The 23,444-nt window shown below is 73.6% G+C and carries 22 protein-coding genes; 12 read left to right on the top strand and 10 right to left on the bottom strand.

The genetic code is table 11. The features are described 5' to 3' along the window. On the bottom strand, nucleotides 1-2,964 hold a 2,964-nt coding region (locus ABZV78_RS26120), incomplete at its 3' end, for an adenylate/guanylate cyclase domain-containing protein (protein ID WP_355642637.1). Between the two features lie 199 nt (nucleotides 2,965-3,163). Between ABZV78_RS26120 and ABZV78_RS26115 the strand changes: the two genes are divergently transcribed. Continuing rightward, nucleotides 3,164-3,376 (top strand): hypothetical protein, encoded by a 213-nt coding sequence (locus ABZV78_RS26115; RefSeq protein ID WP_355642630.1) that lies wholly within the window; start codon nucleotides 3,164-3,166, stop codon nucleotides 3,374-3,376. A 60-nt stretch (nucleotides 3,377-3,436) separates the two neighbouring features. On the opposite strand, the gene ABZV78_RS26110 is transcribed toward ABZV78_RS26115, so the two are convergent. Next, on the bottom strand, nucleotides 3,437-4,129 hold the full coding sequence (locus ABZV78_RS26110) for a Crp/Fnr family transcriptional regulator (protein WP_355642628.1): 693 nt from the start codon (nucleotides 4,127-4,129) through the stop codon (nucleotides 3,437-3,439). Between the two features lie 247 nt (nucleotides 4,130-4,376). On the opposite strand from ABZV78_RS26110, the gene ABZV78_RS26105 reads away from it, so the two are divergent. The 5 genes from ABZV78_RS26105 to ABZV78_RS26085 all read left to right on the top strand — a co-directional run bounded on the left by ABZV78_RS26105 (nucleotide 4,377) and on the right by ABZV78_RS26085 (nucleotide 7,936). After that, nucleotides 4,377-4,874 (top strand): polyadenylate-specific 3'-exoribonuclease AS, encoded by a 498-nt coding sequence (locus ABZV78_RS26105; RefSeq protein WP_355642626.1) that lies wholly within the window; start codon nucleotides 4,377-4,379, stop codon nucleotides 4,872-4,874. Nucleotides 4,875-4,944: 70 nt separating this feature from the next. Then, nucleotides 4,945-5,448: a pyridoxamine 5'-phosphate oxidase family protein gene (locus ABZV78_RS26100; RefSeq protein ID WP_355642624.1), complete on the top strand. Its 504-nt coding sequence runs from the start codon at nucleotides 4,945-4,947 to the stop codon at nucleotides 5,446-5,448. Nucleotides 5,449-5,627: 179 nt separating this feature from the next. After that, nucleotides 5,628-6,656 (top strand): 6-phosphofructokinase, encoded by a 1,029-nt coding sequence (locus tag ABZV78_RS26095; protein ID WP_091320179.1) that lies wholly within the window; start codon nucleotides 5,628-5,630, stop codon nucleotides 6,654-6,656. 72 nt (nucleotides 6,657-6,728) lie between these two features. Continuing rightward, nucleotides 6,729-7,547: a pyrroline-5-carboxylate reductase gene (gene proC, locus ABZV78_RS26090; protein WP_355642622.1), complete on the top strand. Its 819-nt coding sequence runs from the start codon at nucleotides 6,729-6,731 to the stop codon at nucleotides 7,545-7,547. A 38-nt stretch (nucleotides 7,548-7,585) separates the two neighbouring features. After that, complete coding sequence (locus ABZV78_RS26085) at nucleotides 7,586-7,936, top strand: DUF2203 domain-containing protein (RefSeq protein WP_355642620.1); 351 nt, start codon at nucleotides 7,586-7,588, stop codon at nucleotides 7,934-7,936. 4 nt (nucleotides 7,937-7,940) lie between these two features. Here ABZV78_RS26085 and ABZV78_RS26080 read toward each other — a convergent pair whose 3' ends face one another. Together ABZV78_RS26080 and ABZV78_RS26075 are read right to left on the bottom strand one after the other, a co-directional pair. Continuing rightward, nucleotides 7,941-8,888, bottom strand: coding sequence for a threonine/serine dehydratase (locus ABZV78_RS26080; RefSeq protein ID WP_355642619.1), 948 nt, complete (start codon nucleotides 8,886-8,888; stop codon nucleotides 7,941-7,943). Between the two features lie 64 nt (nucleotides 8,889-8,952). Beyond that, the gene (locus ABZV78_RS26075) at nucleotides 8,953-9,669 is read right to left on the bottom strand and encodes an NAD(P)-binding domain-containing protein (protein WP_355642636.1); all 717 of its coding nucleotides are present in this window, start codon (nucleotides 9,667-9,669) and stop codon (nucleotides 8,953-8,955) included. Between the two features lie 180 nt (nucleotides 9,670-9,849). Here ABZV78_RS26075 and ABZV78_RS26070 point away from each other — a divergent pair, with 180 nt between their 5' ends. After that, nucleotides 9,850-10,656, top strand: coding sequence for an SGNH/GDSL hydrolase family protein (locus ABZV78_RS26070; protein ID WP_355642617.1), 807 nt, complete (start codon nucleotides 9,850-9,852; stop codon nucleotides 10,654-10,656). Between the two features lie 49 nt (nucleotides 10,657-10,705). On the opposite strand, the gene ABZV78_RS26065 is transcribed toward ABZV78_RS26070, so the two are convergent. After that, nucleotides 10,706-11,998 (bottom strand): DUF1343 domain-containing protein, encoded by a 1,293-nt coding sequence (locus tag ABZV78_RS26065; protein ID WP_355642615.1) that lies wholly within the window; start codon nucleotides 11,996-11,998, stop codon nucleotides 10,706-10,708. Between the two features lie 76 nt (nucleotides 11,999-12,074). Further along, a complete protein-coding gene (locus ABZV78_RS26060) occupies nucleotides 12,075-12,566 on the bottom strand; it encodes a glutathione peroxidase (protein ID WP_355642614.1) in 492 nt (163 codons plus the stop codon). A 143-nt stretch (nucleotides 12,567-12,709) separates the two neighbouring features. On the opposite strand from ABZV78_RS26060, the gene ABZV78_RS26055 reads away from it, so the two are divergent. Next, the gene (locus ABZV78_RS26055; protein WP_355642612.1) at nucleotides 12,710-14,353 is read left to right on the top strand and encodes a glycosyl hydrolase family 18 protein; all 1,644 of its coding nucleotides are present in this window, start codon (nucleotides 12,710-12,712) and stop codon (nucleotides 14,351-14,353) included. A gap of 69 nt (nucleotides 14,354-14,422) precedes the next feature. Here ABZV78_RS26055 and ABZV78_RS26050 read toward each other — a convergent pair whose 3' ends face one another. Further along, the gene (locus tag ABZV78_RS26050; protein ID WP_355642610.1) at nucleotides 14,423-15,412 is read right to left on the bottom strand and encodes a helix-turn-helix domain-containing protein; all 990 of its coding nucleotides are present in this window, start codon (nucleotides 15,410-15,412) and stop codon (nucleotides 14,423-14,425) included. Nucleotides 15,413-15,650: 238 nt separating this feature from the next. On the opposite strand from ABZV78_RS26050, the gene ABZV78_RS26045 reads away from it, so the two are divergent. The 3 genes from ABZV78_RS26045 (at nucleotide 15,651) to ABZV78_RS26035 (ending at nucleotide 18,748) form a co-directional block, all read left to right on the top strand. Then, complete coding sequence (locus ABZV78_RS26045) at nucleotides 15,651-16,145, top strand: hypothetical protein (protein WP_355642608.1); 495 nt, start codon at nucleotides 15,651-15,653, stop codon at nucleotides 16,143-16,145. 114 nt (nucleotides 16,146-16,259) lie between these two features. Further along, on the top strand, nucleotides 16,260-17,666 hold the full coding sequence (locus tag ABZV78_RS26040; protein ID WP_355642606.1) for a class II 3-deoxy-7-phosphoheptulonate synthase: 1,407 nt from the start codon (nucleotides 16,260-16,262) through the stop codon (nucleotides 17,664-17,666). 44 nt (nucleotides 17,667-17,710) lie between these two features. After that, entirely contained in the window at nucleotides 17,711-18,748 is a 1,038-nt protein-coding gene (locus ABZV78_RS26035; protein WP_355642604.1) for a GntG family PLP-dependent aldolase, read from the top strand. 106 nt (nucleotides 18,749-18,854) lie between these two features. Here ABZV78_RS26035 and ABZV78_RS26030 read toward each other — a convergent pair whose 3' ends face one another. Next, nucleotides 18,855-19,724 (bottom strand): deoxyribonuclease IV, encoded by an 870-nt coding sequence (locus ABZV78_RS26030; RefSeq protein WP_355642634.1) that lies wholly within the window; start codon nucleotides 19,722-19,724, stop codon nucleotides 18,855-18,857. A gap of 11 nt (nucleotides 19,725-19,735) precedes the next feature. Then, nucleotides 19,736-21,712: a Stk1 family PASTA domain-containing Ser/Thr kinase gene (gene pknB / locus ABZV78_RS26025; protein WP_355642602.1), complete on the bottom strand. Its 1,977-nt coding sequence runs from the start codon at nucleotides 21,710-21,712 to the stop codon at nucleotides 19,736-19,738. Between the two features lie 188 nt (nucleotides 21,713-21,900). On the opposite strand from pknB, the gene ABZV78_RS26020 reads away from it, so the two are divergent. Continuing rightward, the gene (locus tag ABZV78_RS26020) at nucleotides 21,901-22,248 is read left to right on the top strand and encodes an Rv2175c family DNA-binding protein (RefSeq protein WP_355642632.1); all 348 of its coding nucleotides are present in this window, start codon (nucleotides 21,901-21,903) and stop codon (nucleotides 22,246-22,248) included. Between the two features lie 98 nt (nucleotides 22,249-22,346). Here the strand turns inward: ABZV78_RS26020 and ABZV78_RS26015 are convergent, their stop codons facing one another. Next, a complete protein-coding gene (locus tag ABZV78_RS26015) occupies nucleotides 22,347-23,363 on the bottom strand; it encodes a polyprenyl synthetase family protein (protein ID WP_355642631.1) in 1,017 nt (338 codons plus the stop codon). Nucleotides 23,364-23,444: the final 81 nt, after the last annotated feature.

Genomic DNA, 23,444 nt, shown 5'->3' with positions numbered 1-23,444 from the left:
GCGCGGGGCGGGGGCCGGCCGGGGCGCCGGCGGCACCGGCTGCCCGCGCAGCACCAGCAGGCAGGAGCGCAGCCCCCGCACCTGCATGTCCCAGCCGCCGGTCGGGGTGTCCACGAACGCGTCCGCGGCGGTGATCAGCCGGCCGAAGTCCCCGTCGAAGTAGGCCCGCATGGCCTCGCCGGAGTAGCTGGTGGTCAGCGTCTGCCCGCTCGCCGTCCGGGCCGGGGCGGTGGTCAGCAGCGCGTCCGAACGCAGCCAGTCGCCCTCCTCACGGACCGCGTACGCCAGGTTCTGCACCGCCCGGTGCAGGGCGAGCAGCTGCTGCGCCCGGCTGTATTCCACGATCGCGTGCAGGTCGTCCAGGCCGGACCGGTCGCCCGCCTGGTAGCGGGCGGTGGCGGCGGTGATCCGGGCGTTGGTGCGGGTCTCCGACAGCCCCAGCCGCTCGCCGATCTCCGCCGCGGTCTCGGCGGCGGCGACCGCCGCGTCCCGCTCGTAGTTGAGCATGTGCAGCCGGCCCAGCTCGGCGTAGGCGTCGGCCTTCTGCGGGCTGTCCGGCAGCGGCTCGAACAGCCCCACCGCCCGGTCCAGGCAGGCCACCGCCGCGCTCCGGTCGGCGCGCAGCCAGGCCGCCTGGCCGAGCAGCGTCCAGGCCCGGGCGGCGCAGGCCTCGTCGTCGTGCGCGAGCAGCCGGTCGGCGAGCGCGTGCAGCTGCTCCGGGCCGCCCCCGGAGAGGAACGCGTTGCCGTCCCGGTAGAACGAGATCTCGGTGCTGAGCAGCTCCAGCTGGAGCCGGCCCACCGGGTCGCTGTCGTCGGCCAGGCCGAGCGCCCGGCCGGCGTGCGCCGCCGCCGCGTCCAGCCCGTGCAGGGCGTACGCCCGGCGGGCCGCCCGGTGCAGCGCGGCCCGCGCCGGGCCGGCGTAGCGGTGGGTGTCCATGCCCAGGGTGCGGGCGATCTCGTGAGCCGCCCACCGGTGGTGGGCGAGCACCTCGGCCAGGTCGGTGTCCCGGGTGTGCGAGAGCGCGTCCAGCCAGTCCGCGGTCCGCTCGTGCCGGGCCACCCGCTCGGTGCGCGGCAACCGCTGGTAGCAGACGTCCCGGACCAGCACGTGCCGGAACCGGAACTCCGGCTGCCCGGCCATCGTGGACGCCGCCTGCTCGTGCACGAAGTCGCGCTGCTCCAGCCGGCGCAGCGAACGTTCCACCGGCTCGACCGGCTGGCCCAGCGCGGCGGCCACCGCGCCCGGCCAGAACTGCACGCCCACCACCGAGGCGGCCAGCAGCACCGCCCGGTCCTTGGCGTCGAGCAGGTCGACCCGGTTGGCGATGACCGCGTGCACGCTCTCCGGCATGGGCAGGTCGAGGTGCTTCTCCAGCGACCAGCCGCGCCCGGACTGGCGCAGCGCGCCCTGCTCGATGAGCATCCGGACGTACTCGTGGGCGTAGAGCGGGTTGCCGCCGGCCACCTCGACCAGCGGGGTGAGCATCTCGGCGGGGAACGCGGCCTGGCCGAACATGTGCGCGTAGAGCGAGGCGATGCCGGTGTCCCGCAGCGGGGGCAGGGTGATGGTGACCGAGCCGGTGATCGTCCCCGCCCAGCTCGGGTCCCGGTCGACCAGCTCCGGGCGGGCGGTGCAGAGCAGCAGCAGCGGCACGTCCCGGGCCGCGGTGCCGAGCAGCTCGACGAAGCGCAGCATGGCGTCGTCGGCCCAGTGCAGGTCCTCGAAGACCAGCACGGTGGGGCGCCGGGCCGCCAACGCCAGCACGAAGCGCCGCCAGGCCGACTCGGCCTCCTCGGCGGGCAGGGCGGTGCCGGGGAGCCCGACCAGCGGGCGCAGCGCGTCGACCAGGCGGTCCCGTTCGGCCGGGCCGACCAGCTCGGCGACCGCGGCGGTGAGGCGCTGGGCGGCGGTGGACGCCGGGTCGGTGTCGAGGATGCCGGCCTCGGTCTTCACGACGTCGGCCAGCGCGGCGAAGGTGACGTTCTCGCCGAACGGCGGGCACCGCCCGGTGCGCCAGGTCAGCGGCTCGTCGACCAGCCGGCCGGCGTGCCGGTGCAGCTCCCGGATCAGCCGGCTCTTGCCTAGCCCGGCCCGGCCGAAGACGGTCACCACCTGGGGCAGCCGGTCCCGCAGGGAGCGGTGCAGGGCGTTGACCAGCAGCCCCAGCTCGTGCTCGCGGTCGATCAGCGGGGTGGTGTCCGGCTCGCGGTCGGTGGGCTGCCGGCGTACCGGCGCCAGGGCGAGCCAGACCTCGGTGGGGGTGGAGCGGCCGCGCAGGGTGACCGCGGGCTGCTCCTCGTAGCGGATGGCGTCCTTGGTGAGCGCGTGCGTCGTGCCGCAGACCAGCACCCCGCCGGGCGGGGACACCGACTGCATCCGGGACGCCGTGTTGACCACGTCGCCGGCCACGATGGCCTGCCCGCCGTCGCGGGCCGCGGCCACGTCCACGAGCGCCTCGCCGGTGGCCACCCCGACCCGGAAGCGCAGCTCGTCCTGGCCGCTCGGGGCGAACCGGGTGAGCACCCGTTGCAGCTCCAGCCCGGCCCGTACGCAGCGCAGCGCGTCGGTCTCGGTGGCCACCGGTGCGCCGAAGAGCGCCATCACGGCGTCGCCGATGTACTTCTCCACCACCCCGCCGTACTGCCCGACCACCCGCTTCGCGGCGGAGAAGAAGCCGGTCTGCATGCCGCGGACCTGCTCCGGGTCGGCCCGCTCGACGTACGGGGTGAAGTCGATCAGGTCGACGAAGAGCACGCTGACCCGGCGGCGGTCCTCCTGCGGCGTCGGCACCGGCTGCCTGGCCCCGACCCGGCGCGAGCCGCACGAGGTGCAGAACGCCACGTCGGCGGCGAGCGGACGCAGGCAGTGCGGGCAGACGGCGCCCAGCTCGGCGCCGCAGCCACCGCAGAACCGGTCGCCGTCGGTCGCGGTACGTCCACAACGGTCACACTGCGCGGAGATGTCAGGCCTCCACTGGATCTTCCGGCCGGTCCCGGCCGGGCGCCGTCCCCCGCGGCGTCACGGTGAGTATCCCGTCCGGCGGCAGTGTCAGGTACCGGGCTGTTGGCTTGTGGACACTCCACCGGGCGGCCGGTGGGGCCGTCGGGCGACTACATTCATGCCGCCGGACGACGACGACCGCGATCGAGGGGGACCAACCATGGTGTACGTGAAGCTGGAGAGCGACTGGACCGACGGCGACGGCGTCGCCCACGTGGCGGGGGAGTCCGTCGACGTGGACGCGGCCACCCTCGCCACGCTCCAGGCCGAGGGCATCGTCAGCGAGGGCTCCGGCGGCGGCAAGGACACCACCGAGTGGGCCGGCCCGGGCAGCACCACCGCGTGGGCGGGTCCGGGAAGCGCCGGCGTCTGAGCCGGACGGACACGACGACAAAGGGCCGGGGCGGCATGCCCCGGCCCTTCGTCGTGTCCGTCAGCGGTCGTTCATGCCGGCGCGGCGGCGCAGCGCGGCCACGTCGGTGACCACGATGCGGCGCCCCTCGGTGCGCAGCCAGCCCCGGCTGGCGAAGGAGCCGATGGCCTGGTTGACGCTCTGCCGCGAGCCGCCGGCCATCTCGGCGAGCTGGCTCTGGTTGAGCTCGATGGTGATCATCGGGGCCTGGCTCTCGCCGGCCAGCCGGACCAGCGTCTTGGCCACCCGGCCGGGCAGGTCGAGGAAGACGTGGTCGGCGTTCTGCTCGGTGAGCCGGCGGATGAGCTGGCCGAGGGAACGCATCACCGCGTCGAGGATCCGCGGGTTGGAGTGCACCAGCTCCATGAAGGCCGGTCGGGACAGCGCCAGCGCGGCGCAGTCCTCGATCGCCTCGGCCGACGCCGACCGGGTCGAGGCGTCCAGCAGGGAGACCTCGCCCAGCACGTCCGGCGGCCGGATGACCGACAGCACGGCGCGCTCGCCGGTCGGGGCGGTGCGGAACACCGCCACCGCGCCGCGGCGCAGCACGATCAGGGACTCGCCGGGGTCGTTCTCGACGAAGAGCAGCTGACCCTTGCGGTACGTGCGCGGCACGGCCGCGGCGATCACCCGCTGCCGCACCTCCGGCTCCAGCCCGGCGAACATCTCCACGCCCGTGAGCGCGTCACCCGGCTCCGGCAGGCGAACCTCCACGGCCCAACCCCTCCCCGGTCAAGGACCACAACTCGCACACCGGGTGAACCTGTCAACCCCGGTACGAGGCATCTCAACCGGTTCGGCGTCCGGTAGCGGTACACATCAGATCATGACGGTCCGGTCGCGTGCTGTACACCCCTGGAGACACTTCCGTGACCGTCGCCGGCGGGTGGCGGCGCGCCGCCGACCTCGGCGGACGCCCCGGCGACGGGCCGCCGACGGCGGTGGGCGAGGATGGTGGGCGATGGCCTACCGCTACTTCTACGACTGCGAGTTCATCGAGGACGGCCGGACCGTCGACCTGGTGTCGATCGGCGTCGTCGACGAGCACGGCCGCGAGTTCTACGCGGTCTCCACCGAGTTCGACGACTCCCGGGCGGTGCCCTGGGTGCGCCGCAACGTACTCGACAAGCTCCCCTCGCCGGCCGACCGCGCCTGGCGCTCGCGGGAGCGGATCCGCGACGACCTCTACGAGTTCCTCATGGCGCCGGTCCGGGACCGGCCCGGCGAGCAACTGGAGCTCTGGGCCTGGTACGCGGCGTACGACCACGTGGTGCTGGCCCAGCTCTGGGGGGCGATGCCGGCGTTGCCCCGGGAGATCCCGCGGTTCACCAAGGAGCTGCGCCAGCTCTGGGACGACCGGGGCCGGCCGCGGCTGCCGGAGGCCGAGGCGGGCCGGCACGACGCGCTGGTCGACGCCCGGCACAACCTGGCCCGCTGGCGGGCCATGACCGCTCGGTGAGCTGTCGACAGGTTTGACCGGTTCTGTCCCGGGCACGGTTCGGCATCGAGCCGATCCGAGGGAGGGCCGAATGAGCAAGCAGCCGACCGACGCCGCGGCTGGTCGCCGCCGGGTCACCGAGCTGATCCGGGCGGCGCGCATCTGCCTGCTGACCACCACCGCCGTCGACGGGCGGCTGGTCAGCCGCCCGATGGGGCTCCAGGAGGCGGAGTTCGACGGCGACCTCTGGTTCTTCGCCTGCGCGGACTCCGCGAAGATCCGCCAGATCCGAGTCAACCCGCAGGTCAACGTCGGCTTCTCCGACCAGCGCCGGCGCGCCTGGGTGTCGTTGGCCGGCACCGCCACGGAGGCGTGGGACCGGGCCCGGGCCGAGCGGCTGTGGCACCCACTGCTGACCACCTGGCTCCCCGACGGGCTGGACACCCCGGGCCTCACGCTGATCAAGGTGCACGCCGGCTCGGCCGACTACTGGGAAGCGCCGGGCGGCACGGTGGTGAACCTGCTCGGCGCCGCCCGGGCGGCGGTCGCCGGGCAGCCGCCGAAGGCGGGGGAGAAGCGCGAGGTCAGCTACTGACCGGTAGCCGTTCCGGGGGCCGGAACGGGCCGGGGCGCGGTGTCGGCGGGCACCCGCGCCGACTACAGTGCGCACTGACGGCCCGCCCCGGGCCGGCAACGGCGCCGATGGTCTGATCTGACACATATCCTGGGGCTTATTCCGGGCTTCACCTGATGCTCCAGGAGGATGAGCAGATCATGCGTATCGGCGTGCTCACCGGCGGCGGCGACTGCCCTGGTCTCAATGCGGTGATTCGGGCGGTGGTCCGCAAGGGCGTCGCCACCTACGGTCACGAGTTCGTGGGCTTCCGGGACGGCTGGAAGGGCCCGCTGGAGGGCCTGTCCAAGCCGCTGGGCATCGCGGAGGTCCGCGGCATCCTGCCGCGCGGCGGCACGATCCTCGGCTCGTCCCGGACCAACCCGTTCAAGATCGACGGCGGCGTGGAGCGGATCAAGGACAACCTCGCCGCGCAGGGCGTGGACGCGCTCATCGCGATCGGCGGCGAGGACACCCTGGGGGTCGCCACCAAGCTGCACGAGCTGGGCGTCCACGTCATCGGCGTGCCGAAGACCATCGACAACGACCTCGGCGCCACCGACTACACCTTCGGCTTCGACACCGCGGTCAACATCGCCATGGAGGCGATCGACCGGCTGCACACCACCGCGGAGAGCCATCACCGCACCCTGGTCGTCGAGGTGATGGGCCGGCACGCCGGCTGGATCGCCCTGCACGCCGGTCTCGCCGGCGGCGCCAACGTGATCCTGCTGCCGGAGCGGCAGTTCGACGTCGAGCAGGTCGCCGGCTACGTCGAGAAGCGCTTCCAGCACCAGTACGCCCCGATCGTCGTGGTGGCCGAGGGCGCCCAGCCGCTGGACGGCCAGATGGTGCTGCACAACCAGGAGCTCGACGCGTTCGGCCACGTCCGCCTCGGCGGCATCGGCCAGTGGCTCGCCGAGCAGCTGGAGGCGAAGACCGGCAAGGAGGCCCGCACCGTGGTGCTCGGCCACATCCAGCGCGGCGGCACCCCGACCGCGTTCGACCGGGTGCTCGCCACCCGGCTCGGCCTGCACGCGATCGACGCGGCGAACGAGGGCGACTGGGGCAAGATGGTCGCCATGCAGAGCACGGACATCGTCCGCGTCCCGCTGGCCGAGGCCACCCGGGAGCTGAAGACCGTGCCGCTGGAGCGGTACGCCGAGGCCGAGGTCTTCTTCGGCAGCTGACCGACGGCGGGCGGCGCGGCGGTCCCCGACGGGCCCGCCGCGCCGCACCGCCACGGAAGAGGGGTACGGCTCATGGCACCCGAGGTGCACACGGTCGCGGTGATCGGCGCGGGCAAGATCGGCGAGCTGATGCTCTCCGGGCTGCTCCGCTCCGGCTGGCCGGTCGAGCGGCTGCTCGCCACCGCCCGGCGACCCGCCCGCGCCGAGGAACTGACCGCCCGGTACGGCGTCCGGGTGGTGGACAACCTCACCGCGGTGGACGAGGCCGAGGTGCTCGCCGTCTCGGTGAAGCCGCAGGACGCGGCCGCGCTGCTGGACGAGATCGGCGCCAAGGTGCCCGCCGACAAGCTGGTCATCTCGCTCTGCGCCGGCCTGCCTACCGCCTTCTTCAACCGCCGGCTGCCCGAGGGCACCCCGGTGGTCCGGGTGATGACCAACACCCCGGCGCTCGTCGACGAGGCGATGAGCGCGATCTCGCCGGGCGCGCACGCCACCGGCACGCACCTGGCCCTGGCCGAGGAGATGTTCAAGCCGCTCGGCGCCACCCTCCGGGTGCCCGAGTCCCAGCAGGACGCGGTGACCGCCCTCTCCGGCTCCGGCCCGGCCTACTTCTACCTGCTGGTCGAGGCCATGATCGACGCCGGCATCCTGCTCGGCCTGCCCCGCCAGGTGGCGCACGACCTGATCGTGCAGACCGCCATCGGCTCGGCGGTGATGCTGCGCGACTCCGGCGAGCACCCGGTGAAGCTGCGCGAGGCGGTCACCTCGCCGGCCGGCACCACCATCAACGCCATCCGCGAGCTGGAGAACCACGGCGTCCGGGCGGCCATGCTGGCGGCCCTCGAAGCGGCCCGGGACCGGGCCCGCGAGCTGGCCGCCCAGGCCGACTGATCCCACCGCCGACCCGGCGGGTGCCCCATACTGGCGCGGTGTTCACTCTCGCCCAGGCGCGACACCTGGTGGCCACCCTGCGGCCGCGCGTCGAGGAGCTGATCCGGCTCCGCGCCGACCTCGCCGAACTCCGGATCGACCTGGCCGACCACGGGGTCAGCGCGCTCGGCGGGCTGGCCGAGGTGAAGGCCCTGGAGGCCCGGCTGCACGCCGTGGTGGAGGAGTTCCACCAGCACGGCATCGAGGTCAAGGGGATCGCCCCGGTGCTGCTCGACTTTCCCGGCGAGCGGGACGGCCGGGCAGTCCTCTGGTGCTGGCTGGAGGGGGACGCGGACGTCCGCTGGTACCACCGGGTGGAGTGCGGCTTCGCCGGCCGCCGCCCGGTCTGAGCCGTCAGCCGAGGGTGGCCAGGTGGGCCGGCGCCACGTTGCCGCCGCTGAGCACCAGGACGACCCGCTCGCCGGGCGTCACCTCGACCAATCCCGCCCGCAACGCCGCCAGGGTGACCGCGGCGGCCGGTTCGAGCAGCAGCTTCGTGGCCTCCACGAGGTCGGCCCAGGCGGGCAGGACGGCCGCCTCCGGCACCTCCACCACCGCGTCGACCAGCGCCCGGACGTGCGCCAGGGTGTGCCGCCCGGCGAACGGGGCGGCCAGGCCGTCGGCGACCGAGGCCGGGCGGACCGGCAGGTCGTGGGTCCCGGTCCGCAGCGCGTACGACATGGCGTTGGCGCCGTCCGGCTCCACCCCGACGATCCGGGTCGTCGGCGATCCCGCCCGGACGGCCGCGGCGATCCCGCTGATGAGCCCGCCGCCGCCCACCGGCACGAGCACCAGGTCCGGGCGCGGGCCGTCGGCCAGGATCTCCCGCCCGACGGTGGCCTGACCGGCGATCACGTCCGGGTCGTCGAAGGGCGCGAGCAGGTGGAAGCGGCGCTCCGCCGCGACCGCCTCGGCGGTGGCCAGCAGGTCGTGGGTGAGCACCGCCTCGGCGCCGAGCCGGCGCACCGCGGCCAGTTTGGCGGGCACGGCGTGCGGCGGCATGCAGACCACGGCGGGCAGCCCGGAGGCGCGGGCGACGTGGGCCACCGCGATCGCGTGGTTGCCGGCGGAGAAGGCCACCAGCCCGGCCGGTGGGCCGGTGCGCTCGGCGAGAGCGAGCAGCGCGTTCGTGGCGCCGCGCACCTTGAAGCTCCCGGTGTGCTGGAGGTTCTCGGCCTTGACGGCCAGCCGTAGGCCCAGTTCGGTGCCGAGGACCGGCGCGTCCAGCAGCGGGGTGCGGACCACCCGCCCGTCGAGCCGCTGCTCGGCCGCCGTGATGTCGTCGCCGGTGATCAACCCCACCCGGCGAGCCTAGTCCGACCACGCCGGAGGACGGACGGGGACGTCCGCCCTCCGGCGGCGGCGGTCAGCTGTCGGCGTAGCGGCGGGCGGCGGCGAGGGCACCCCGGAGCCGCTCCGCGTCGACCGGGACCGGACGGGTCCAGTCGCCGTCCGCGGCGTAGAGACCGGCATACGCGGTGGTGTCCCGCTGGAACCGCCAGCCTTCGGCGAGCGGGCCGACGTCGACGGTCTCGTAGCCCAGCGAGTCGAGGAACGCGGTGACGGTGGCCTTGGCGGTCGGGTCGTCGCCGGCGATCGGCAGAGCGGTGCGGTCCGCCGCGCCGGACCGCCGGGCCAGGGCGCGCAGGTGCTCGAAGTAGATGTTGTTGAGCCCCTTGACCACCCGCGACCCCGGCAGGTGCCGCTGGAGCAGCTCGCTCGTGGTGGTCGACTCGTCGTCCAGCTCGGGGAAGCGCCCGTCCCGGTCCGGGTAGTAGTTGTTGGTGTCGATGACGACCTTGCCGGCGAGCGGTCCGGCCGGCACGTCGCGGTAGGCCCGCAGCGGGATGGTGACGACCACGAGGTCGCCGGCCGCCGCCGCCTCGGCCGGGGTGGCGGCCCGGGCCCGGGGGCCCAGCTCGTCCACCAGCTCCTTGAGCGTCTCCGGTCCGCGCGAGTTGCTGAGTACCACGTCGTGACCGGCGGCCACCGCCAGCCGGGCCACCGTGCCGCCGATGTTGCCGCTGCCGATCAGTCCCACAGTTGTCATGTCCGGTGCCAACCCGGGGACGGCCGCCGGAATTCCCGACCAGGACGCTAGGTTTTCGCGGCGAAGGAAACCTTCGGTCCCGTGCGCCGCATCGACAATGGTTTGTATCCATAAGGTTCTATCGGCAACCCGCGCGAAATGTTGATCTTCCGTCGGTCTCCAATATATTGATATCTATCTCTCACCACCACTTCCCACCCCCAGGAGTGCGACGTGCGGAGATCCCGTCTTGCCACCCTCGCCCTGACCCTGGCCGCCTCGCTCGGCGTCACGCTGACGCTGGGCGCCGCCCCCGCCCAGGCGGCCCCGACCGACCGCTACGTCGCTCTCGGCGACTCGTACGCCTCCGGCGTCGGCGCCGGCAGCTACACCTCCGAGAGCGGGTCCTGCCTGCGCAGCACCAACGCCTACCCGGCGCTCTACAACACCAACATCAGGCCGGCCTCGTACCGTTCGGTCGCCTGCTCCGGCGCGACCACCACGGACGTCATCAACAACCAGCTCGCCGCGCTCTCCTCGACCACCACGCTGGTCAGCGTCACGATCGGCGGCAACGACGTCGGCTTCGCCAGCATCATGACCACCTGCGTGCTCCAGGGCGAGTCCCAGTGCGTGGCCGCCGTGCAGGCCGCCGAGGACAAGGCCCGCACCCAGCTGCCCGGCAAGCTGGCCAACGTCTACAACGGCATCCGGAGCCGGGCCCCCTCGGCCCGGGTCGTGGTGGTCGGCTACCCGGTCTTCTACCAGCTCGGCACGGTCTGCGTCGGGCTGAGCGCCACCTCGCGGGCGAAGATCAACGAGGGGATCAACCTGGTCGACGACATCACCCGGACGGCCGCCACCTCGGCCGGCTTCACGTTCGCCGACGTCCGGTCGATCTTCGTCGGCCACCAGCTCTGCAGCTACGGCGAGAAGTGGCTGCACGCGTTGAACTACCTGAACCTCACGGTTTCCTACCACCCGACGGCCGCGGGGCAGTCCGGCGGCTACTACCCGGTCTTCCGCTCCGTCGCGGGCTGACCGGCGTGGGGCCCGGGGTGCGGACACCCCGGGCCCCCTCGCCGGCGGGTCAGTAGAGCAGGTACGGACGCCGCCGCTGCTCGAAGGCCGCCAGCTCGCCGGCCCAGGCGCCGACCACGTCGGCGACCTCGGCTCCGGCGTCGATCATGGTGCGCAGGCGGGGCGAGCCGGTCAGCTTGTCCACCCAGTAGGGCCGGGCGGTGTCCCACGAGTCGACCCGCCACGCGAACGCCGGATACCTGCGCGCCTCCACCAGCATCGCCACCGCGGTGCGGATCGGGTCGTAGACGGCCCGGTCGACGACCTTGACCTCGACGCCGGCGCAGAGCTTGTTCAGCAGGGCCGGCTTCTGGCCCGCCGACGTCGGCGTGAAGTACGCCTCGCGGAACTCGACTCCCGGCAGGTTCCGGGCGTTGAGCCGGTCCCCCCAGTGGTAGTCGAAATCGCCGGCGAGTCCACCGATCAGCTCGAACGGCCGGCAGGTGCCCCGCCCCTCGGTGAGCGAGGCGACGCCCTCGAACAGGCAGGTGCCGGGGTAGACCAACGCGGTGTCCGGCGTGGGCATGTTCGGGCTGGGCATCACCCAGGGCAGGTCGGTGTCGGCGGCGAGCAGGTCACGCTTCCAGTTGCGGCACCGCACCACCTCCAGGTCCACCGAGCGTCCGGCGTCGGCGGGCAGGAACTCCGCGTTGAAGAACCGGGCCAGCTCGCCGACGGTCATGCCGTGCTGCTGGACGATCTCCTTCAGACCCACGCCGGAGGTGAAGGCGGGCGTCATCATCGGCCCGTACGCCCGCCCGCCGACCGGGTTGGGCCGGTCGAGGACCACGTACCGCCTGCCGACCCGGGCCGCCGCGACCATCGACGTGTACATCGTCCAGATGTAGGTGTAGAAGCGGGCACCCACGTCCTGGATGTCGAAGACGACCGTGTCCACGTCGGCAGACGTGAACAGGCTCTCCCACTTCGCCTGGCTGGCGCCGTACGCGTCGTAGACCGTGATGCCGGTGCGGGCGTCCGTCCCGGTGCCCTCGCTGCCGCCGGCCTGGGCGGACCCGCGGAATCCGTGTTCGGGGCCGAACGCCGCGACGACCTGCACGCGGCCCGACCCGTGCATGAGGTCGACCAGGTGCCGGTAGGCCGAGTCCACACCGGTGGGGTTGGACACCACCCCCACCCGCTGGTCGGCCAGTGCGGCGAATCCGGAATCGACCAGCACGTCCAGGCCGGTCGCCACCCGACGGATGCCGGGCACCGCCTGCCCCGCCGTGCCGGGGGCCGCCGCGGCGACCGCGCCCGCGGTGACCGCACCCGCGCCGGCCAGGAACCTTCTGCGCTCCATCAAGACCTCCTCGTCCGAGGTCATTGAAACTTAGCTACAGCTCGATGGCTGGTCAAGGAAGGTTCCCTACAAAGCGTCAGCCGACCGGCAGCACCTTCTCGACGGCGGCGCGCAGCTCGGGGGAGTCCGGGGTCACCGTGGGGGCGAACCGGGCGGCCACCGTGCCGTCCGGCGCGACGAGGAACTTCTCGAAGTTCCACCGCACGTCGCCGGTGTGCCCCTCGGCGTCCGGGGTGGACACCAACTCGGCGTAGAGCGGGTGCCGGTGCGCCCCGTTGACGTCGACCTTCTCGGTCAGCGGGAAGGTCACGCCGTAGTTCACCTGGCAGAACTCCTCGATCTCCCCGGCGGTGCCGGGCTCCTGGCCGGCGAACTGGTTGCACGGCACGCCGAGCACGGTCAGGCCGCGGTCCGCGTACTCGTCGGCGAGGGCCTGGAGGCCGGCGTACTGCGGGGTGAGGCCGCACCGGGAGGCGACGTTGACCACCAGCAGGGCGCGGCCGCGGTAGCGCCCGAGGTCGGCGGGGCCGCCGGCGAGGGCGTCGATCTGCACGTCGAAAACGGTCATGGGACGAGGCTACGGGGCCGCCGGGGCCGGCCGGCGCCGGACCCGAGGAATCGATGCATCTACATCTTGACGAAGTGATGACGCATGAGTAGCGTCTCAGCATCCAATCTGGAAAGTTTCCTAACTGTTTGGGGAGACGCCGTATGAAGAGATCGCTCCGCCGGGCCCTCTGGGCCACCGGCGCCGTGGTCGCGCTCGCGGTCGCGGCGGTGCCGATGGCGACCGCCTCCGCCGCGGGCAGCGTCACCGCCACGTTCACGAAGGTGCAGGACTGGGGGACCGGTCACGAGGGGAAGGTGACCGTCACCAACGGCACCAGCGCCAGCGTGGACTCCTGGCGCATCGAGTTCGACCTGCCCGCGGGCACCACCATCAGCAGCTTCTGGGACGCCGACGTCACCAGCAGCGGCAACCACTACGTGGCGGTCAAGAAGAGCTGGGCCGGCCCGCTCGCCGCGGGCGCCAGCTTCAGCTGGGGCTACAACGGCACCGGGGCGTACAAGGCGCCGCTGAACTGCACGGTCAACGGCGCGTCCTGCTCCGGCGGCGGCACTCCTCCGACGACGACCCCGCCGACCACGACGCCGCCGCCCACGACCACCCCGCCCACCACGACCCCGCCGACGACCACCCCGCCCACCACGCCGCCGCCCACCACGACCCCACCGAGCGGGGGCAAGAAGGTGGTCGGCTACTTCGCGGAGTGGGGCGTCTACGGCCGCAACTACCACGTGAAGAACATCCACACCAGCGGGTCGGCCGCCAAGCTCACCCACATCCTGTACGCCTTCGGCAACACCACCGGCGGCCGGTGCAGCATCGGCGACAGCTACGCCGACTACGACAAGGCCTACACCGCGGCGGACAGCGTCGACGGCGTGGCCGACACCTGGGACCAGCCGCTGCGCGGCAGCTTCAACCAGCTGCGCAAGCTGAAGAAGATGTACCCGAACCTGAAGGTGCTCTGGTCCTTCGGCGGCTGGACCTGGTCGGCCGGCTTCACCCAGGCCGCGCAGAACCCGGCCGCGTTCGCCGACTCCTGCTACGCGCTGGTCAAGGACCCGCGCTGGGCGGACGTCTTCGACGGCATCGACGTCGACTGGGAGTATCCGAACGCCTGCGGCCTCCAGTGCGACAGCAGCGGCCCGAACGCGTTCAAGAACGTGGTCAGCGCGCTGCGGAGCAAGTTCGGCGCCAACTTCCTGGTCACCTCGGCGATCACCGCCGACGGCAGCAACGGCGGCAAGATCGACGCTACCGACTACGCCGGGGCCGCGCCGTACCTCAACTGGCTCATGCCGATGACGTACGACTACTTCGGCGCCTTCAACGCCCAGGGGCCGACCGCGCCGCACTCGCCGCTCTACTCGTACACCGGCATCCCGCAGCAGGGCTTCTGGTCCGACGCGGCGATCCAGAAGCTCAAGTCCAAGGGCGTGCCCTCGGACAAGCTGCTGCTCGGCGTCGGCTTCTACGGCCGGGGCTGGACCGGCGTGACCCAGACCGCCCCCGGCGGCACCGCCACCGGCCCGGCGCCCGGCACCTACGAGCAGGGCATCGAGGACTACAAGGTGCTCAAGAACAGCTGCCCGGCGACCGGCACGGTCGGCGGCACCGCCTACGCCAAGTGCGGCAGCAACTGGTGGAGCTACGACACCCCGGCGACCATCGGCGGCAAGATGACCTACGCGAAGAACCAGGGCCTCGGTGGCGCGTTCTTCTGGGAGCTCTCCGGAGACACCAGCAACGGTGAGCTGATCGGCGCCATCAAGGGCGGTCTCGGCTGAGCCGACGGCCGACGCACCACCCACCCGGCGGGGAGGGGCCGCACCGGCCCCTCCCCGCACGGTTTTCGTTCAGGTACGGATGCTGCGGGCCCGGTGCTCCCGGGGTGAGAGCCCGTACGCGGCACGGAACGCCCGGCTGAAGTGCGCCCGATCCCGGAAGCCCCAGCGGGCGGCGACCTGGTGGACGGCGAGGTGCCGCAGCCCCGGGTCGGCCAAATCCCGGAAGCAACCGTCCAGCCGGGCCGTGCGGATCAGGGCCCCCACGCTCGTGCCGGCGTCGTCGAAGAGCCGGTGCAGTGAACGCACCGAGAGGTGGTGCGCCTCCGCCACGACGGTCGGGGTGAGCCCGGGGTCAGCCAGGTGCTCCCGGATCCACGCCTCCACCCGGGCCCGCAGGCCGGTGACCCGCACCTCCACCGGGAGTTCCCGTTCCGCCTCCAGATGTCGGGCCAGGGTGCCGGCGATCAGGTCCAGGGCGATCCGGTCGAGCCGCGGCGCGTCCGAGGCGTCGTACTGCTCGGGGTGGGCCACCAGCCGGCGCAGGAAGGCGGCCAACAGGGCGCCCATCCCGGTGTCGGCGGGGATCTTCGCGGCGAGCAACGCCGCCACCCGGCGCGGTGGCAGCGGCAACGACCGGTGCGGCACCAGCACGGTCAGCGTCTCCAGCCGGTCGGCGGCCCGGTCCGGCACCTGCCGGGAGCCGTGCGGTCGGACGGTGTCGATGAAGGCGAAACCGGACGGGCCGAGCCGGCCCGACCGCCGCTGCTGCGACACCACGCCGTGGCCGTTCAGCGGCAGGACGAGCTGGTACAGCTCGGGGTCCGAGCTGTGGATCATCCCGGGGGTACGGGCCAGCTCCAGTGACGGGTACCGCCAGGCGCCGAGCCGGACCACGCCCAGGTCGACCGCCCGGGCCGAGGCGGCGAAGTCGCCCGCGTGCGCGGTGCTGATCCGGGCGGCCGCCGACTCGCGGGCCACCACGTCCTGCCAGAAGTCGAACCGCTCGGCTGGGGGCAGCCAGCGGGTGTCGACCGATGCCACGGCGAGGATGACCGCCACCTCCTTGGGGGTACGCCATTGTCGTTCCCGGCCGGCCCGGCGTCCATTCCGCCGCGGGCCGGACGCCGGTCCGCGTGCCGCTCTGGCCGGGCGGGGCGATCCGGGCGAGGATAGCGGGGTCGTCGAGGACCGGTGGCAGCCGCCACCGGGCGACCCCGCGGGCCGGCATCCGACGGTGTCGATGTGACAGACTCGCCGCTCGGCATGTCCCGATGTCCGAGGCGATGGAAGGGGACCGATGGGCCTGACGCACCCGAGGGCGGTGGCCGGCGCGGCCCTGCTCGCGCTCCTGCCGGTCACGCTGGCCGGCTGCGGCCTCGGCGGCGGGGACGACGCCTCCGGCACCCCGGCCACCCAGTCGCAGCGGGCGCCTGCCGAGGAGGCGGCGACCAAGAGCCGGGAGCGGGTCCAGGCGTACCTGGACGCGATGGCGGCCAAGGACGTCGACGCCGGGCGCAGCCAGCTCTGCGCGCCCATGCAGACCGCTTTCGACGCCGCCGCCACCGGCCCGAACGGCGACTTCGCCGACCACTTCACCGTCCCGCAGGCGACCATCACCGACGTCCGGTCCGGCCCGCACGGCGAGGAGGTCAGCACCGCGGTCACCGTCGCCGTCGGCGCCCGCAAGGCCACCCGGCCGCTGCTGTTCACGGTCACCCGCACCGGCGCCGACTGGTGCATCGCCGGCGAGGCGCCGGGCGGCAACACCCCGGAGCCGGCGGCCACCCCCTGACCCGACACCCGCCCCGACCTGCGGCGGTTCCGGAGTGTGTCGCTGATCTCCCAACCACCGGAACCGTCCCCCTCGGCGGCGGGCCACCCCGGTGGTCGCCGTACGCTTTCCCCCATGCGCCATGAGTGGCATCAGCTGAGTCACCCCGCCGTGGGCAGCCCGGGCCTCCAGACCAGTCGTCCGACCGCCGACTCCGCCGAGGACGCGGCCCTCGGCCTGGACCGCTGGCGGGAGTTCCCGCGCGCGCAGACCCCGCCCTGGCCGGACCAGGAGCAGGTCGCCGAGGTCTGCAAGGTGCTGGACACGGTGCCGTCCGTGGTCGCCCCCTACGAGGTCGACCAGCTCCGGCAGCGGCTGGCCCTGGTCTGCGAGGGCAAGGCGTTCCTGCTCCAGGGCGGCGACTGCGCGGAGACCTTCGCCGACAACACCGAGAGCCACCTGCTGGCCAACGCCCGCACCCTGCTCCAGATGGCGATCGTGCTGACCTACGGCGCGTCGCTGCCGGTGGTCAAGGTGGCCCGGGTCGCCGGCCAGTACACCAAGCCCCGGTCGCTGCCGACCGACGCGCGCGGGCTGCCGGCCTACCGCGGCGACATGATCAACTCGCTGGAGGCCACGCCGGAGGCGCGGGTCGCCGACCCGCAGCGCATGATCCGGGCGTACGCCAACTCGGCCGCCGCCATGAACATGCTCCGGGCGTACCTGGCCGGCGGGCTAGCCGACCTGCACGCGGTGCACGACTGGAACAAGGGCTTCGTCAAGCAGTCCCCGGCCGGCGAGCGCTACGAGGCGATCGCGCGGGAGATCGACCGGGCGCTGGCCTTTATCCGCGCCTGCGGGATGACCGACGACGAGGCGCTGCGCACCGTCACCCTCTACTGCTCGCACGAGGCCCTGGCGCTGGAGTACGACCGGGCGCTCACCCGGATCTCCGGCCGCCGGGCGTACGGGCTGTCCGGGCACTTCCTCTGGATCGGTGAGCGGACCCGGCAGCTCGACGGGGCGCACATCGACTTCATCTCCCGGATCGCCAACCCGATCGGGGTGAAGCTCGGCCCGACCACCACCCCGGACGAGGCCATCGAGCTCTGCGAGAAGCTGAACCCGGACAACGTCCCCGGCCGGCTCACCCTGATCAGCCGGATGGGCAACCACCGGGTCCGGGACGCCCTGCCCCCGATCGTCGCCAAGGTCACGGCCGCCGGCGCCAAGGTCGTCTGGCAGTGCGACCCGATGCACGGCAACACCCACGAGTCCTCGAACGGCTACAAGACCCGGCACTTCGACCGGATCGTCGACGAGGTGCTCGGCTACTTCGAGGTGCACCGCGGCCTGGAGACCCACCCGGGCGGCCTGCACGTCGAGCTGACCGGCGAGGACGTCACCGAGTGCCTCGGCGGCGCCCAGGGCATCGAGGACCTCGACCTGCCCGACCGGTACGAAACCGCCTGCGACCCGCGACTGAACACCCAGCAGTCGCTGGAGCTGGCTTTCCTGGTTGCGGAGATGCTGCGTGGCTGACGCGAGGAGTGAGCTTGCGAGCCCCGCAGTCGGCAGCCGAAAGGATGACAGTGGCTGACGAACTGATCGACCTGCGGTCCGACACCGTGACCCGGCCCACCGCCGGGATGCGGGAGGCGATGGCCACCGCCGAGGTGGGCGACGACGTCTACGCGGAGGACCCGACGGTCACCGTGCTGGAGGCCGAGGTCGCCGCGCTCTTCGGGCACGAGGCGGCGCTGTTCGCCCCGACCGGCTCGATGGCCAACCAGATCGCCCTCCAGCTCGTCGTCCCGCCCGGGGACGAGCTGCTCTGCGACGCCGACGCGCACGTGGTCACGTACGAGATCGGCGCCGCGGCCGCGTACGGCGGGATCTCCTCGCGGACCTGGCCGGCGGTGGGCGCGGAGATCGACCCCGAGGTGGTGGCCGGGATGGTCCGGCCGGACGGCTACTTCGCGGTGCCGACCCGGGCCATCGCCGTCGAGCAGACCCACAACCGGGGCGGCGGCGGAGTGATCCCCCTGGCGACGCTGCGTCAGCTGCGCCGGGTCGCCGACGAGCACCGGCTCGCCCTGCACTGCGACGGCGCCCGGATCTGGCACGCGCACGTCGCCGACGGGGTGCCGCTGGCCGAGTACGGTGCGCTGTTCGACACCCTCTCGGTCTGCCTCTCCAAGGGCCTCGGCGCCCCGGTCGGCTCGCTGGTGGTCGGCAGCGCCGAGAAGATCGCCCGGGCGCGGTTCGTCCGCAAGCGGATGGGCGGCGGCATGCGGCAGGTCGGCATCCTGGCCGCCGCCGGCCGGTACGCGCTGGCCCACCACGTCGAGCGGCTCGCCGAGGACCACGCCAAGGCCGCCCGGCTGGCCGAGGCGGTCGCCCCGTACGGGGTGCTCGCGACCGTGGTGCGGACCAACATCGTCCCGCTGGATCTGACCAAGCACCCGCTCGACGCGCCCGCCCTGGCCGCCGCGGCCCGGGCGGAGGGGCTGCTGATCTCGGTGCTCGGCCCGCGCACCGCCCGCCTGGTCACCCACATGGACGCCTCCGACGGCCAGATCGACCAGGCCGCCGAGATCCTCACCCGCCTCCTCCGCGCCTGACCCGCCGCCCCTCCGCCTCGTTGATCAAGAGGCTTGCGTCGCCCGTGACGCGGATCCCGACGCAAACTTCTTGATCAACCCCGGCGCCAGGGCGTGGGTGTGGGCCTCAGGGGTGGAGGCGCTTCAGGGCTGCGATGTCGGCGGCGTGGCCGACGTGCTTCTCGGTGGGGGTCTCCACCAGGACCGGGACGCCGGCGGTGGCGGGGTGGCGCATCAGCTCGGCGAACGCCGGCTCGCCGATGGTGCCCTTGCCGATGTTCTCGTGCCGGTCGCGGGTGGAGCCGCACAGGTCCTTCGAGTCGTTCGCGTGCACCAGCTTCAGCCGGTCCGCGCCCACCGCGGCGACCAGCGCGTCCAGCGTGGCGGTCATCCCGCCCTCGGCGGCCAGGTCGTGCCCGGCCGCCCAGGCGTGGCACGTGTCGAAGCAGACGCCCATCATCGGGTGCCGGTCCACCGCGTCCAGGTAGGGGCCCAGGTGCTCGACCCGGGAGGCCAGCGACCGGCCGCCCCCGGCGCTCGGCTCGACCAGCAGCATCGGCCCGCCGCCGGCCGCGCTCTCGTCGAGCAGCGGGAGCAGGGCCCCGCGGACCTGCCGCATGGCCGCCTCCGCGTGGTCGGCGTCGACGGAGCTGCCGGCGTGGAACACCACGGCCTCCGCGCCGATGGCCCGGCCCCGGCGAAGCGCGTGCGCCAGGGTCTCCGCCGACCGCTCGACCGTGGCCGGCGTGGGTGAGCCGAGGTTGACCAGCAGCGAGGCGTGGATGAAGACCGGCAGGCCGCGCTCGCCGCAGCCGTCCCGGAACAGCACGTCCTGCTTCGGGTCGCCCGCCGGCAGCGCCCAGCCCCGCGAGTTGGAGACGTAGACCTGCACCGCCTCGGAGGCGGCCGCGTCGGCGTAGGGCAGCGCCGCCTTGGCCAGGCCGCCGGAGGTGGGGGTGTGCGAGCCGACCCGCCGCCGCGCGCTGCCGAGCCCCATGGTGCGCTCGCTCACAGGCAGGTCACCGTGACCGGGGTGCCCGGCGGCACCGGGGTGTTCTCGCCCGGGTTCTGGAACCGGGCCACCCCGTTCGGGTTGAGCTGGATGGCGACCGGGAAGCCCTGGCTCTCCAGCACCTGCTTGGCCTGCTGGCAGGGCAGGTCGACGACGCGGGGGACCGGCACCTGGGCCGGGCCCTTGCTGACGTCCAGCTTGACCTGGGCGCCCTTCTCCACGCCGGTGCCGTCGGCCGGGCTCTGGCCGAGGATCTCGTCCTTCGGCTTGTCGGAGTCCTTGTACGTCTCGACCGGCGTCAGCCCGAGCTGGGCGAGGATGTTGCGGGCCTCGCCGAGGTTCTTGCCCACCAGGTTCGGCACGCTCACCGGGGCACGGCCCTTGCTCAGGATCACCGTCACCTTCGCGCCCGGTTTGACCACCGTGCCCACCTTCGGGTCGGTGGCCAGCACCACCCCGGCCGGCAGCGCGTCGTCGTAGCGGGAGCTGCCCTTGACCGGCACCAGCTTGGCGTCGGTCAGCTCGGCCTTGGCCAGCTCGAAGTCCTTGCCCACCACGTCCGGCACCGGCAACCGCTCCGGACCGAGCGACAGGGTCAGGGTGATCGTGCCGCCCTTGACGATCCGGGCGGCGGAGGCCGGGCTCTGACCCAGCACCGTGTCCTTGGGGACCTTCTCGTCGTGGCGGGGGTCGGCGTAGCGCAGGGTGAAGCCGCCCCGGGTGGCCTGCGCCTCCGCGTCGGCCTTGGTCAGGGCCACCAGCTGCGGGGCGACCGTGTAGCGGCCCACCCCGAACCACCAGCCGCCCACCGCGGCCACCAGGCCGAGCACCACGGCCGCCGCGGCGACCGCCAGCCGGCCGCGCGGCGAGCCCATCACCCGGGTGCGCAGCCCGGCCAGCCGAGGGCCCAGGCCCTCGTCCTCGACGGCGCGGCGGCGGTGCGGGCGCTGGCCGCCGCCCTCGGGCAGCCGGGCCCAGGCGGGACGTTCGGCCGGGCGGACCGCCGCCACCACCATGGTCGGCTGCGCGATCACGGCCGTCTCGTCGCCCACCTGCCGCAGCACCGCGGTGTGCGAGTTGCCCAGCTCGTCCCGGGCGGTCTGCACCTCGGTCAGCAGCGCGCCGGCGTCGGCCGGGCGGGCGGCCGGGTCGCGCCGGGTGGCCCGGGCGACCAGCGCGTCCAGGACCGGGGGCAGCGCCGGCACCAGGGTCGACGGGGCCGGCACGTCGCGGTCGACGTGCTGCCAGGCGACCTCGACCGGACGGTCGCCGTCGTAGGGCACCCGGCCGGTGAGCATCTCGAACAACACGATGCCGGCGGAGTAGACGTCGGTGCGCGGATCCGCGTGGCCCTGGGTGACCAGCTCCGGCGCCACGTACGCCACGGTGGCCATGAGCTGGTTGCCGTTCTCCTCCTCGGCGCTGGCCTCGACCGCGCGGGCCAGCCCGAAGTCGGCCACCTTGACCACGCTGTCCACCAGGCTGGTGGTGCCGCCGGTGGGCGCCTCGGCGACCAGCACGTTCTCCGGCTTGACGTCGCGGTGCACCAGACCGGCCCGGTGGGCGGCGGCGATCGCGGCGAGCATCTGCTCGGCGATGGCCAGCGCCTCGTCCGGGTGGAGCCGGCGCCGCTCGGCGAGCACGTCGCGCAGGGTGCGGCCCCGCACGTACTCCATCACCAGGTAGGGGAGGCCGGCGTGGCTGCCCTGGTCGTAGACCGCCACCACGTTGGGGTGGGTGAGCCGGGCGATGGTCTTCGCCTCGTCGGTGAAGCGCTCGACGAAGCCGGCCATCCGGGCTCGGGCCTCCGGGGCCTGGGTCGGGTGAATGATCTTGACCGCCACGGTGCGCTCCAGGCGCTCGTCGGTGGCGGTGTACACGGTCGCCATGCCGCCACGGGCCACGCGACCGCGAATGCGGTAGCGCCCGTCGATCAGCGAGCCCAGCAACGTGTCGGCGACCTGTGTGTCCATCGGCAGGCAGTCTATGTGTCGGGAGGGTGAAGGTTGAACAGGATGCTACAGCCGGGGTGGGACCGCGGTGGACCGGCGCATACTCCCGGCGCGGTACGGGGTGCCGCCGACCGGCCCCGGCGGGCACGTGGCAGGGTGGTCGGGTGACCGATTCCGTACCCGCCGAGGCCGCCGCCACCGGTGCCGACCTGCCCGGCCCGACCGACCCGGCCGGCTGGCTGACCCTGCCGGACGTGGCCGAGCGCCTCGACCTCTCGATCAGCAAGGTGCACCAGATGATCCGCGACCGGGAGCTGCTCGCGGTGCGCCGCGACGGCGTCCGTCGGATCCCGGCCGACCTGGTGGCCAACCGCACCGTGCTCAAGCACCTGCCCGGCGTGCTCAACCTGCTCACCGACGCCGGGTACGACGACGAGGAGGCGCTGCGCTGGCTCTACCAGCCCGACCCCACCCTCCCCGGCACCACCCCGGCCGCCGCCCTCGCCGGCGACCAGGCCCGCGAGGTCAAGCGCCGCGCCCAGGCCCTGGGCTTCTGACCGCCCACCCCGAACCCCGTCGATCATGAGGTTGGCGGCACCTCCGGAGATCGACTCGCCGTCAACCTCATGATCGCCGGGGAAGGGCCCGGAGGGGGTCAGTCGGTGCGGCGGGTGGCGGCGATGGCCAGGTCGACCAGGGACTGGCGGGCCTCGGTGTCGAGGTCGACGGTGGTGAGCGCCGTGAGGGCGCCCTCGGTGAGGGTGGCGATCCGGCGTTCGGTGCGGTCCAGGGCGCCGGCGGCGGTGATCAGCTCGCGCAGCCGGGCCACCCCGGCGGCGTCCAGGTCCGGGTCGCCGACGCCGGCGAGCAGCGCCTCGCGGCCGGCGTCGTCGAGCGCGTCGAGGGCCGCCGCCACCAGGTAGGTCCGCTTGCCCTCGCGCAGGTCGTCGCCGGCCGGCTTGCCGGTGCGCTCCGGATCGCCGAACACCCCCAGCACGTCGTCGCGGAGCTGGAACGCCTCGCCCAGCGGCAGCCCGTACGCCGAGTAGGCCGCCTGCACCTCCGCCGGGGCGTCGGCCAGCGCGGCGCCGAGCAGCAGCGGCCGCTCGACGGTGTATTTCGCCGACTTGTAGCGGGCCACCTTGCCGGCCCGTTCGAGCGAGGTGTCCCCGGTGGCCTGGGTCAGCACGTCCAGGTACTGCCCGACGGTCACCTCGGTGCGCATCTCGTCGAAGACCGGGCGGGCCCGGGCCACCGTGCGCGGGTCCAGGCCGGCGGAGTGCAGCAGCTCGTCGGACCAGACCAGGCAGAGGTCGCCCAGCAGGATCGCCGCCGCGTCGCCGAACCCGTCCGGGTCGCCGCTCCAGCCGGCCGCGCGGTGCCGGGCGGCGAACCGCCGGTGCACCGCCGGCTCGCCCCGACGGGTGTCCGAGCGGTCCATCAGGTCGTCGTGGATCAAGGCGCTGGCCTGCACGAACTCCAGCGCGGCCAGGGCGGCGACCACCTGGTCGGAGTCGACCCCACCGGCGCCCCGGTAGCCCCAGTAGCCGAAGGCCGGGCGCAGCCGCTTCCCGCCGCCGAGCACGAACGCCTCGATCGCCTCGGCGACGGGCACCAGGCCGTCGTCGAGGGCGGTCAGCCAGCCGCGCTGGCCGGCGCCGCCGAGGCGCAGGACAAGGCCGGTCTGGCCGTGGCGAAGAGCGTCAAGCTGGCGCTCCAGGGCGAGTTCGTGCCGGACGCGGTGAACGTGCAG

The organism is Micromonospora sp. NPDC004540, assembly GCF_040610095.1.
In the GTDB taxonomy this organism is placed as follows: domain Bacteria; phylum Actinomycetota; class Actinomycetes; order Mycobacteriales; family Micromonosporaceae; genus Micromonospora.
The sequence above is the reverse complement of the archived record's forward strand: the minus strand, read 5'-3'. Positions and strand labels throughout refer to the sequence as shown.